The 13,012-nt window shown below is 38.4% G+C and carries 7 protein-coding genes; 5 read left to right on the top strand and 2 right to left on the bottom strand.

The genetic code is table 11. The features are described from left to right. Nucleotides 1-189 precede the first annotated feature (189 nt). The gene (locus tag RT445_RS09645; RefSeq protein ID WP_313470473.1) at nucleotides 190-3,855 is read right to left on the bottom strand and encodes an S-layer homology domain-containing protein; all 3,666 of its coding nucleotides are present in this window, start codon (nucleotides 3,853-3,855) and stop codon (nucleotides 190-192) included. Between the two features lie 630 nt (nucleotides 3,856-4,485). On the opposite strand from RT445_RS09645, the gene RT445_RS09640 reads away from it, so the two are divergent. From RT445_RS09640 to csaB, 5 genes are all read left to right on the top strand, one after another. Then, on the top strand, nucleotides 4,486-6,336 hold the full coding sequence (locus RT445_RS09640) for an S-layer homology domain-containing protein (protein ID WP_313470472.1): 1,851 nt from the start codon (nucleotides 4,486-4,488) through the stop codon (nucleotides 6,334-6,336). A 369-nt stretch (nucleotides 6,337-6,705) separates the two neighbouring features. Next, nucleotides 6,706-7,428: a WecB/TagA/CpsF family glycosyltransferase gene (locus RT445_RS09635; RefSeq protein ID WP_313470477.1), complete on the top strand. Its 723-nt coding sequence runs from the start codon at nucleotides 6,706-6,708 to the stop codon at nucleotides 7,426-7,428. After that, on the top strand, nucleotides 7,425-8,981 hold the full coding sequence (locus tag RT445_RS09630; RefSeq protein WP_313470471.1) for a putative polysaccharide biosynthesis protein: 1,557 nt from the start codon (nucleotides 7,425-7,427) through the stop codon (nucleotides 8,979-8,981). Before RT445_RS09635 ends, RT445_RS09630 begins: the two co-directional genes overlap by 4 nt. 20 nt (nucleotides 8,982-9,001) lie before the next feature. Further along, complete coding sequence (locus RT445_RS09625) at nucleotides 9,002-10,915, top strand: DUF5693 family protein (protein WP_313470470.1); 1,914 nt, start codon at nucleotides 9,002-9,004, stop codon at nucleotides 10,913-10,915. Then, nucleotides 10,915-11,994: a polysaccharide pyruvyl transferase CsaB gene (csaB, locus tag RT445_RS09620; protein ID WP_313470468.1), complete on the top strand. Its 1,080-nt coding sequence runs from the start codon at nucleotides 10,915-10,917 to the stop codon at nucleotides 11,992-11,994. The genes RT445_RS09625 and csaB overlap by 1 nt, the downstream gene beginning before the upstream one ends. A gap of 40 nt (nucleotides 11,995-12,034) precedes the next feature. Here the strand turns inward: csaB and RT445_RS09615 are convergent, their stop codons facing one another. After that, nucleotides 12,035-12,865, bottom strand: a complete 831-nt coding sequence (locus tag RT445_RS09615) for a flagellin N-terminal helical domain-containing protein (protein ID WP_313470467.1) — start codon at nucleotides 12,863-12,865, stop codon at nucleotides 12,035-12,037. Nucleotides 12,866-13,012 lie beyond the last annotated feature (147 nt).

Below are 13,012 nucleotides of genomic sequence, written 5' to 3'. Positions count from 1 at the left end.
CCTATATTGTGTGAATATCATCATTATGGGATTCCACGTCACCATAGACACACTTGCACTTATCTAGTCATTACTTTTTTTCGCAGATCTGGACTTATGCCATATAGATTAAATACCATTACTGGTGGCATCATGAAAAAGGCTCTGTGAAATTATCACAGAGCCTTTTAATTCTATTAAAACTATCTATTAAGGTTGGATAGTTACAGAAGTTGCATTTGCAGTACCAGCTACTACACCAGGTACTTTATTAGTAAGTGTAATATTTGAACCAGTATATGAAACAATATAATTAGCTTTTACAGTTTCATCTGCATATAATGCAGCATATAACTGAGCTGTTGCCTCAGCACCTGTTGCACCTGATACTACATCAATAGATACAGTTTTTAGAACTGTTCCACCTTTAGTAATAGTTGCTTCTAATTTACCAGCAGCAGTTGCAGTACCAGTGAACCCAGTAATAGTTGTAACTTCACCAGTAGCATCAGTACCAGCAACTGTAGTTGAAGTTAATGGTGCCGTAAATTGGTTTGCAACTGTAACTTTATCTGTTGCATTACCAACACCTGCATTTTTATTTGTGAAAGTAACTGTATCAGAACCTGCTGTATAAGTTACCTCATAGTATGAATTAACAGTAGCATCAGCTTTCACTGCATCAAACACTTTAGCTGCTACCGCTTCCTTAGTATCTCCTGCTACAACAGCGACAGGGATATTTTTAGAAATACCGTTTCCTACAACAGTAGCAATAGCATCACCTGTTCCTGTTGCTGGAGCTGCAACTAGAGTTAGTACTTGTTTAGTACCAGCTGCTCCATCAGCTACTGTTGCTGGAGTTACTGTAATACCCTTCACAAAACCTGGAAGTGCAGTTGCAGGAGCAACTTTAATTGTTGAAGCTGAAAGGTTTGAAAGATCAACACCAACTGTAGGTTTAGCACTAACTACCAAGTCATTCACTGACAATCCTGTTACACCAGTAATGTTAAGTGTAACTTTATTATCTTTTGTATTAGCGTCTGTTCCAATTGATGCAACAGTAGCACCAGCAATTGTGAAGTCAGCAGTCGCTAATTTAGTCTCATCTACAGCCTTACTGAATGTTACAACTACTTGATCAGCATTTCCATCACGGTCACTATCAACTGCAACCGCAGATAATGCATCTACAGGAACATTAGCAGAAGCTGTAATAGACGCGATTTCTAAATTGTAAGTACCGTCTGTATTTAAAACAGAAGTAACTTTCACTACTGATTTAGCAGCTAAAGCATCAGAAATTTGTTTTTCAAATTCTGTTTCACTGATTACAACACCAGCTTGGTTCTTGAATGAAGTTGTTGAATATTTGATTTCGTCAAAGTTAACAAATTTTAATTTATTATTAACTGTATCGATTTTTTCAACAATACCAGTGTATAAATCTGGTACTTGAGTACCTTTTGTGAATGCTAATGTAGCTGTTTGGTTTGGTAAGCTTACTTGAGAAGCAGAAGCTTGAACAGAAACGTTAGAAGCAACGTTTGTTGAGTTAACGTTAAGTGTCGCTTTACCATTTACTGCATTAATTTTTACAGTTTCAGTTGTGCCAGCTTTAACTGTTTTTGTAGCGCCATTACCAGTAACAGTAACATCTGCAAATTGTGCAGTTACTTGGTAAGATACTTCGTATACTCCAGTACCTGCATAGTAGTCAAATCCGTTTTGATCAACTGATTGATACTCGAAGTAAGCAGTTTGTGAAGTTGGTAAAGTTTTTACTTCCTTGCCATCAGCATTTTTAACTTTTAATGTTGCGTTTGCAATTACAGCATCTACGAAGTAAGTAGTTTCGCCTACAGTTTGTAAGTCTGCTTTATCTAAGCCTACTTCCTTACCGTTTTCTAGGTAAACTGTTGGAGCAGCAAATGCATCACGTTGACCGATTAAGTCGAATGTTGCTTCACCTTTAGTTCCTGTAACAACGATCTCGAAACGAGTGTTTTTGTTTGCAACAGCAGTTGTTTTACCATCTGCACTTACAATTTTCACTTCTTTATCAGTGCTGTAGCTTCCATCAGCAAATGTTACATATGCTTTTGTACCAGCTGGTGCAACTTTACCATCTTTATCAGTTACAGTAACAGTGTACGTACGTCCACCTTGACCTGTACCTTTGTTTTTATCGTTATTTAAGTTGATAGCAGCAGCATTTTGAACGCCTTCAGCTTTAACAGTTAAACCTAGAGTATGGTTAAGAGCAAATTTAACAGTTGGAGCAGCAGCTTGTAGTGCTGTATCTGTATATTTACCAACTAGGTTTTTAGACTCGTCAACGAATACGATTGGAGTAACTGAAGCATTAGAACCAGTTAGAGTGAATGTAGCTTCACCATTGCTGTTCACTTTAACACGAACAACATTTACACCACCAGTTGTAACTTGTGATGGGTACTTAGCATTAGTTGATAAGCCAGTATCGATAACTTCTACATCACGAACTAATTTGTCTGGAGCTACATCAACGTTTTCTTTGAAAGCAACGTTTACATAGTTGTAATCAACTGTGTTTGATGTACCAACATATTGAGTGTTGTATTTATCAGTTTTAATTTTGTAAACTTTTTTAGCACCGTTTGCTAAATCGTTTCCAGTTGTTGCTTCAGTAATAGTTAAGCCTTCAGCCCAGTATACTTTAGCAGATGCATATACTGAAGATTTTTCAGAAGCATAAGCAGTTACTTGGTCGTTGTATTTGTAGTAACGAGTGTAAGAGTAAGATGCAATACCTTCTTCGTTAGTGTAAGCTACAACTTCGATTTTTTGGTTTAATTGGTTGTTTGTATCAGCTGCAATGTTGAATGTTACAGGGATACCAGCTTTAGATTGACCTTCTGGAACTGTAACTTGTGCAGATACAGTTGCTTCTTTACCAATTGTACCTTGTACAGATGGAGTAACCATTTTGATTGCTGTTGGGATTACAGAAGCAATACCTTTGAATTTGCCGATTTCTTCGTCTTTATAAGAAAGAACGTATTCTTTATCAGCAGTTTGAGCAGCTGTTGTTAAAACAACAACTTTTTTGTTTGTTTGTTTAATAGCTGCATTTTTAACTTCTAAACCATCGATTTTGAAGTTACCAGCAGTTACGTTATCAGTATCAACTTCTTCGTCGAATGTTACTTCAACAGTTGTGTTGTTGATAGCTTTGATTGAAGCGTCAACTGGAGTTTCAGCGTCAACTAGATCAAGAGTACGAGCGAATACTACTGCGAAGTCTTGACGAGTGATTGCTGCGTTTGGTTTTAAGTTTAATTTACCGTTTTCTTCAGAACCAGTGAAGATTCCGTTAGCTACAGCTGTTTCTAGAGCAGATTTAGCCCAAGGTTTAACTTGAGAAGCGTCAGCGAATTGGCCTAGGCTTTCGCTACCTTCTAAACCGAAAGCATCTACAAGAACTTTAGCAGCTTCAGAACGAGTTAAAGATTTGTTTGGTGCGAATTCAGTTGCACTTACACCTTCAAAGATACCGTTAGCTACAACAGCAGCGATTGAGTTGTAGTACCAAGCGCCAGCTTTAACGTCTTTGAAGTTTACTTCGCCGTCAGCTTCTAATTCTAGAGCTTTCGTGAAGATTTCTGCAGCTTGTGCACGAGTTACAGTGTTAAGTGGGTTGAAGTTCCCGTTAGTATCACCTTGGATTACGCCTTTGTCAACTAAAGATTGAACTGCTTCTTTAGCGTATCCAGAGATTTTGTTATAGTCGTTTACTTGCGCAGCTGATGCTACAGGTACGATTGCTGATGCAACTAATGCAGCTGTTGCTGATGCCGCGAAGAACTTACGGCCTTTGTTTTGCTTTGCCATTAATGTATTCCTCCCTAAAATTCCTTAAATTGATATTAATCCAACGAAAACTATAGTACCGCCTAGTTACCTAAATGTATGTATTATAGCTTTCTTGAATAATACAAAACTAAAGCAAATTGGTTAGTAAATTTACTAGAAAAAGCGTAGTAGAATACCATTCTAGTAAGTTTATTCACTTTCTACAATAATATAACACTATCTTTTCCGAAATTCAAGCATTGGGACATAAATTTAGTTATAGAAGATTTTTTTACCATACCTATTATGGTATTTAATAGATACCAATATCATTCCAACTAATTATCCCCTCAATTGTATTGGTAACATATAGTTCCGTTACCTATTATACCTTACTCTCAATAATAACCAAGCATTTTCTGGAATGGTTACTAAATTGTCAAAAATTAAAGACTCCCGTAATAATTTAGTTATAATTGTAAAGAAACAGAAATATAAAAGACGTTTTTTAGCGAATTGTGTCTTCCCTTCTTCTCCTTCATGAGTTTCTTCTATTATTTATGCACTCAAGCTATCTGTCCTTATGTTGTAATGATAGATTTCCTTTTTTTATGCTACACTTTTAATAGTTTGATAGAACATCATCAGCTATTGAAGGGAGCTTAAAAAATGAAACGTAAATTTCCTCTATACGGGGCAGTGCTTGCAGGTATGTTATATCTTGCACCTACTTCCGCTTCAGCAGAAGATATTTCTAAGCACTGGGCCTACAATGAAATGAACTACCTAATTACCAACGATTTAATGAAGGGCGATGAATTCGGCAATTATCGTCCGAATGATGCTGTGACTCGAGCTGAATTTGCCGCTTTTCTAGTTCGAACACTCAACTTACCAGCGGCTTCTAGTCAAGGAACCTTCTCAGATGTGAAGAAAGGTGACTGGTATTACGGGGTCATCGAGCAAGCAAGCTATCACGGTCTGATTAAAGGTGATGAGCAGGGCAAATTTAACCCGAACGCTCATATTAATCGTCAGGAAATGGCGGCTATGTTAAAAAGAGCTCTCACTTATCAAAACATCACCACATCTTCCTCCCCTATTACGTTTAGTGATAATGCTCGTATTGCCAAATGGGCCTATGCAGATGTACAAGCCGTCGTAACAACAGGACTACTTGTCGGGAAGCCTAATAATCAATTCGCACCTCTTGCCCAAACAACTCGTGCAGAGGCAGCTACCGTGCTCTATCGTTTAATCCATCTAGAAGCACCTGAAACGGGTGGTAAGCAGTACACTACGACGAACTACTCACACGATTATTCAACAGTTGTCAGTAAGCAGGCAAAGAATAATCCAAAGGTCGATGGTGCTGGCATTTTCACGGCTAGCGAGGCACTAGTGTCATACTATGTACACCCAAAAAGTTTTATGCAGGATAGCCCATCATATTATCAATTTTTAAAATTATCTACTGTGGTGAACAACCTGAATGCAAAGGAACTGAATGATAAAGTACTTGCGAATAAAGGAAGCTTAGCGGGGACAGCTGAAGCCTTTATTCAGGCGGGTGTTGATAACAACATCAATGCCATTTATTTGGTATCCCATGCCCTTCATGAAACAGCTAATGGTGGCTCTACTCTAATCAAAGGCGTTGAGGTTGGTTTAGATACAAATGGTAAACCGATGATGGTGACAGCTGAAAACCGTGATAAATTAACGGAAATCAAGAAAACGTATAATGCTTACGGTATTGGCGCTATTGATGCTGATGCGAATAAATATGGTGCTGAGAATGCCTATACAAATGGCTGGTTTACTGTTGAAGATGCCATTATTGGTGGTGCACAATTTGTAAAGGATCAGTATATTAGTAAGGGTCAGGATACGCTCTATAAAATGCGCTGGAATCCAGATAATCCAACAGTCCATCAGTATGCAACACATGTAATGTGGGCAGTGATTCAGGCGAAGAAAATATACGATATCTACGAATTAATTGGAGCTCATACGACTACCAATTTAGTGTTTGATGTGCCAGCTTATCAAAGTCAGTCTTCTGCTCCATCCTTACCGAGTCCATCGAAGCAATATGCGCTAGATCCAGGCTTAGCTGGAGCTACTGGAAAGGCAACGATCAATCTTAATATGAGAACGTACCCGACTACAACGGACAATGCTTCAATTATTACGAATTTGCCAAAGGATACTTCCTTCAAGGTACTTGGCGAAAATGGTGGTTGGTTGAAAGTAAATGTTAACGGCCAAGAGGGCTGGGTCTTTGATGATTATGTAAGTCTTGAAAATGGTCTACAAATTGTCAACATGACTATTACCCTCAATGTTAGAAGTGAGCCATCTACTACAAGTACAATTTTAGGGACAGTTAAACCGAATGGCTTTATTATCGGTGCTGTCGATGATAAGGGTGAATTCATTAAAAAGGATGCCTGGTATCAGGTGATCTACAACGGAAAAACAGGCTGGGTGCATGGCGATTATATTGTAAAAAAATAATTCGATTGTGAAGAGTGCGATATGGTTTCGCACTCTTTTTAAGCTATTTTTTCGTTCAACGTTTTTACCACTATATAATAGAAGAAACTCGAAATTTTAGGGAATGGATATCAAATTTTTCTCCTAAAATTTAGTGGGAATTTAGGCATATCTTGATAACGAAATTTTATTTTAAGCACTAGGTTCTTTCCCTCTATGACTATTGACATTCTTTTCGCCTTCCATTCATTTGTCCTTGATATACCCCCATTCATCACCATTAAACCCTTCACGAAAATTTCCTGTCAATATTGCTTTTATGGTATGATAGATTGCAGTGAAAAAGGAATTACAGAAAGGTTTGAACACTATATGAGGCATGTAACGATTATGGGCGTACCCTTTTTACATATTGGTCAGCAAGGGTTTGTAGATTTACTCGTTAATCGTATTGAACAGCAAGAAAAAACTTTCGTTGTGACAGCCAATCCAGAAGTTGTCATGCAGGCAAATGAGAACCCTACTGTGATGAGTTATTTACAGCAGGCAACTTATATTTGTGCGGATGGCATTGGCGTAGTGAAAGCTGCACAACTATTAGGTGATTCACTTCCTGAGCGTGTAACAGGCTATGATACGATGGTACGACTGCTGGAAGTTGGTCAGCAAAAGCGTTTTAAAATTTATTTATTAGGTGCACAAAAAGAAACAATTGAAAAGACCGTTGCCAATATTAATAAAGACTATCCAAATGTGGATGTTGTTGGCTATCATGATGGCTACTTTGATTGGAATAACAATGATTTTGCCAATGAAATTGCTACACTACAGCCCGATCTTGTGTTTGTAGCGTTAGGTGTACCAAGACAGGAAAAATGGATTACGGAAAATCTTGAGAAGTTTTCAAAGGGCGTATTTATTGGCGTAGGCGGCTCCTTTGATGTTATTGCAGGAACTGTAAAGCGTGCGCCCGTTATTTGGCAAAAGCTTAACCTTGAATGGCTCTATCGACTGCTGCGCCAGCCAAGCCGTTTTGGTAGAATGCTTGTGCTTCCTCGCTTTGCTTTAAAGGTTTTCGCATTAAAGCTTAAAGGTCAGGGCAAAACAAAATGAGTCAGTCAACATTTGTTAAAAGTACACTCATCTTAACCATTGCAACATTACTTTCGAAAGTAATCGGCAGTATTTTCCGTATACCGCTTCAAAATATTGCGGGTGATGAAGTACTTGGTATTTTCAGTCTTGTCTATCCTGTCTATATGGTGGCACTGTATCTATCCGTTGCGGGTATCCCAATCGCTATTTCTAAGCTGATTGCAGAAGCAAGAACGAGTCAAGATACTGCCAAAATTAAGAAAATATATGTGACGGCAAGAATCCTTGCACTATCCTTTGGCGTCATTAGTTTTACAATCATTTATAGCTTTTCAGAGCCAATAGCGAATGCACTTGGCGGTCCTTCAACAGAGATTGCGTTAATCATTGTTGCCCTGACTTTACTCGTAGCTCCCTATATGGCTGTCTATCGAGGATTTTTCCAAGGCTTCGGAGATATGCGACCTACTGCCATCTCTCAGGTGATTGAGCAGTTAGTACGTGTTGCGTTAATTTTAATCGTTGCGTATTTCCTAGTTGCGATGGATTATTCGAATGACATTGTTGCAGGTGGCATTATGGCCGGCTCTGTTCTTGGTGCACTCGGTTCACTTTTCTATTTACTCTTTAAATATTTCCGTTCTTCGGTAAAAGTGACGAGCAAGGAGAAATATTCAGGTAAGGATTTCTCCACATACAGTAAAACGATTTTAAAAATCTCGATTCCGATTGCGATTGGTTCTGTTACAATGGCACTCTTTAACTTTGTTGATTCGTTTACAGTCACATATGGGTTGAGAAATGCTGGAGCAGATGCAAGTGAAATTAGCTACCTGTACGGTATTTATGGTCGAGGACTGACATTAGTCCAAATTACAACTGTTTTTGCTTCTTCCATTATCTTGCCATTGGTGCCGCTTATTACAACGAAGCTAGCAGAGCGTAAATTGGATGAAACTCGTGGCATTATTGAACAAACGCATCGTATGACACATCTTATTTCATGGCCAGCCGCGATAGGACTGCTAGCCTTAACCTTGCCTTTAAATCTAGCACTTTTCAAAGACTTAGAGGGAAGCTTAATGTTAGCGATCATTAACCTAAGCTCTGTCTTTACTTCCCTGACTTTGCTTGGAACGGGTATTTTACAGGGAATGAATGCTGCCAAAACAGGCGCCCTCATTATTTTGAGTGGCGTTGTGCTGAAGGTGTTTTCTAACATCTTCTTTATTCAAGCATTCGGTTTAGATGGCGCTGCCTATGCGACTTTGCTTGTGTATTTTGTGTTATTTATTGTGAATTCTGTCTTTATTTATCGTATGATTCGCTTTACTGTCCTTGGAAAAAATACGGTGAAAATGATTGTGGCTTCGATCGTTATGGGGGCAGCAGTTGGTTTACCAACACTTTGGCTTGATTTTACACAGTGGTCAAGAATGGCGGCAATGGGCTATTTAACAGTTGCCATTATCGTTGGAGGAGTTCTTTATTTCCTGCTACTATGGCTAATGAAAGCTATTCATAAACAAGATTTAAAGAAAATCCCTGTTATCGGAAAAAGATTTTCATAAATAAGAGAGGTAGGACACTTATGTCGAAACAGAAATGGCTTTGGGGAATCATTGTTCTTTTACTCGTCGTTTCCTCTACAGGTATTATGATGAGGTGGAATGCTGAGCAATCAAATGATGCTTATGAAATTGTCATTCCTTATGATGAAATACAAACCGCAGATAAAAATAGCGATTTAACAATGGATGAGATTCTTTCCTCTTTAAAGAAGGCTGGACTTAATACAGTAAGCCTAGAGCCTTTAACATTAAAGGAAATGGAAAAACAAAATTTAATTACAATTTATGAAGAAAACGAATTAGCAGCACAATTATTGTTTACACCTTATAAAGATGCTGTTGATATTGCAAAGAGTGGCTACTATATTCGAGTGCCTGACAATGAAAGCTACCGAAAGCTTATCATGGATAGCATGGAACCAGAAGAAGTGCAAATCGGAGATGAAGCTTTTTATTTCCTTCCAACTTCGAACCATAACTTTGATTTAAAAACACCAATCGGCTACGATCAGCCCGCTATTGACATGATTAGTAAGCATGGACTAGCTCATATCTTTAAAGTAGAAAATGCAGATAATGAAGTTGCTAACAAAAAGTTAGTCGATCAATTACTAGCTTTAAAGGAAGCTTCTGCTGGCCGCTTGCTTGGCCAAGGTGACGAAGCAATTGGCTTTGGACAAGAAAAAGGCAATCAATTAGTTGAAAAATTAAGTGATGCTGGCTATTACTTCTATACAATTGAAAGTAACCCACTTAAGGGCGAAAGTAAAATCGCTCAAATGACCGATTATGATATGATTCGTTTGCACAGTATCAACGTCAACAAAGAGACAAAATTAAAATTAAATGCAAGTATCGACCGCACAACGCGAGCTGTCAAAGAGCGTAATATTCGCTCAATCTTCTATCATATTAAAACAACAGGAAATGCCAAAGAAAATATAGAAGAAACAATTGACTACTTAAATGGTGTTCATGCAGCCATGCCAGATCATTTCCAACCTGGCGAGCCAAAGCTATTTGATAAAGTAGATGTACCAGCATGGGTAACAGCAGCTGTATTATTAGCAGGAATTTTATTTACCTTTATCGTTTCAGAATTAGTTAAATGGATGCCTCTACGTATAGCGGCAGCTGGATTTATGACGGTTTTAGCCATTGCATACTTTATCCTGAAAGGTACCCTATTCTTACAAGCATTTGCACTCATTATTGCAGTCCTAGCACCTACCTATGCCGTCATTAAATCGGCACAAGGTTCTACGAAAATGTCTAAAATACTTGTGCAATACTTGAAGGCAGTAGCGATTAGCCTTATCGGAATTGTCATTGTTATTGGCTTATTAAATGGTAATGCCTTTATGACAGGCTTTGCTACGTTCAAAGGCGTGAAGCTCGTTTATCTGATTCCAATTATGGGCGTCTTACTATTTACATTAATTGAAATCAACCGATTAGCTGATCAAAACATTAAAAAATCGTTATCTAATACCGTAACATTGTTAAATAAAGAATTAAAATATTGGCATGTGCTACTACTAATTGTCGTGGCTGGTATCGGATTATTTTACATTAGCAGAACAGGTAACTCTGGCTCTGTTAGTGATTTAGAATTAGCATTTAGACAATGGTTAGAAAATACATTATACGTACGACCAAGAACGAAGGAATTCTTAATTGGTTTCCCATTCTTTGTATTAGCGTTATATGTAATGGGCATCAACCGCAAATGGGGTAGCATCCTACTTGTACCAGGTGTCATTGGATTCTTATCTATTGTGAATACTTTTACACACTTACACATTCCTGTAGCTGTTTCAGTATTACGTACTTTATACAGCGTATCTCTTGGCTTTGTAATTGGATTAGTATTTATCTTTATCTTTAAAATTGGTTATCGTTGGGTTTCTAAGGCAATCGCGAGGTGGTCATAATGCACGTTGTTTTATCTGGCTATTATGGATTTGATAATGTCGGTGATGATGCTATTCTGCTGTCCATTATCCAATCTTTAAAGAAATGGCAGAGTGATATTGAGATCACAGTATTATCGAATAACCCAGCAGCTACTGAGCAAACATACGGTGTCAAAGCCGTTAATCGTTGGAAGATGAAAGAAATTCGCCAACTGCTGAAAACGGCGGATGGACTTATTAGCGGCGGCGGTAGTCTTATGCAGGATCAGACAGGAATGAAAACCATTCCTTACTATGCAGGTGTTATTCAAATCGCCAAATGGTTGAAGAAGCCAGTATTTATTTACGCCCAAGGTATGGGGCCGATCAATCATCCACTAAGTAAATTCATTGTTCGTAAAGTCTTTAATAAGGTCGAGCAAATTACAGTAAGAGATAAAGCCTCTCAAGCGCTTTTAACTGAGATTGGTGTGCGCAAAGAGACAACGATTGTACCAGATCCTGTTATGGGGCTTAATGGTAGTGACTTTCGTTGTGATTGGCTAGAAAAGGTTGCCTTAGCACCTAAAAGCTATATCGCTGTCAGTGTTCGTGACTGGCCATCAACAGTAGCGTACAAAGAAAAAATTGCTCACAGCCTAGACGAATTAGCGCGTCAAGGTGAGCAAATTGTCTTCTTACCGATGCATGGTGAGCATGATTTTGTAACTTCACAGGAAGTAGCAGGGCTGATGAAAGAAACGAGTATAACTGCTCCTGCTGAATTATCAATTGAGGAGAAAATTGCCGTGATTGGACAATCCCAATTATTAATTGGAATGCGTCTACATTCCTTAATTTTCTCTGCCATTTACGCGACACCTTTTATTGCGGTTTCATACGATCCAAAAATCGATGCATTTGCTGACATTGTCGGCCAACCCGTTGTTGGACATGTTGAAGTAGATAATTGGAATGGTGTAACATTATTTGAACAAGCTGTCTCAATCCTTGAATCTTATACAACGGTTCAAGAAAACATGCGTCAGGCCGTTCTACCTTTACAAACTGAAGCAACAGCAACCGCTAAATTAGCACTCGAAGCTTTTGCAAAATAAACATTAAAAAATGATGAATTTCAAAAGTAATTGAAATTCATCATTTTTTTCCGGCTTCTAATAATTTTAAAATGGATTGTGCTTGTTGCATATGCATGGCCAAAACATATTGACTTGCCTGCATTAAAATCTGGGCCTTAACCATATTCATCATCTCTTTCGCAATATCTGCATCCCGAATTCGGGACTCAGCTGCTTGTAAATTCTCTGCGGTGTTAACATTAGCATTGTAGGCATGCTCCAAACGGTTTTGGTAAGCACCTAAACGAGATCGTTCAGTGGAAACTCGCTTTAAAGCATCATCCATGGAAGAAATAGCTTGATCCGCTTCCTCACGAGTAGCAATCGAAACGTCCTTCAAGCCAAGTGCTTCAGACCCCATTCCATTGATAAATAATTCAATATGCTGCCCAGCATTAGCCCCTGCCTGAATTTTAATACCATCTTTTTCATGATCTCCATTTAGTAATGTCTTCGTATTAAACTCTGTATCCGAAGAAATACGCTGAATTTCCTTCTTTAATTCTTGAAATTCCAAATCTAGCTGTTGACGATCCTCATCCGTTAGCGTATCATTTGCCGCCTCTACTGCTAGCTCGCGCATACGCTGAATCATCGCATGAGTTTCATTCAATGCCCCCTCTGCCGTCTGCACAAGAGAAATGCCATCCTGTATATTTTTAGCCGCCATATTCAAGCCCCGAATTTGAGCTCGCATCTTCTCAGAAATCGCCAATCCTGCTGGATCATCCGCCGCACTATTAATTCGATAGCCTGAAGAAATACGTAGCATCGCCTTACTCATCGCTCCATAATGCCGATTCATATTATTGAGGATTGACATCCCTGTAGCTGACCACTTCCCAAGCATGATATCACCACCTTATTGTCATTTATATCGGTTTATCCTTTATACTATTAATCAATTAGTTGGTAATTGTTTCTAATATTTTAATTATTTTTTACAATTTATAGTTGTACATCCATAGATTCAACACTCCGCTAGTCAGAGCGCAAT

The organism is Lysinibacillus sp. (assembly GCF_032093475.1).
Lineage (GTDB): Bacteria > Bacillota > Bacilli > Bacillales_A > Planococcaceae > Lysinibacillus > Lysinibacillus irui.
This window is presented reverse-complemented; position numbering and strand designations above follow the sequence as displayed.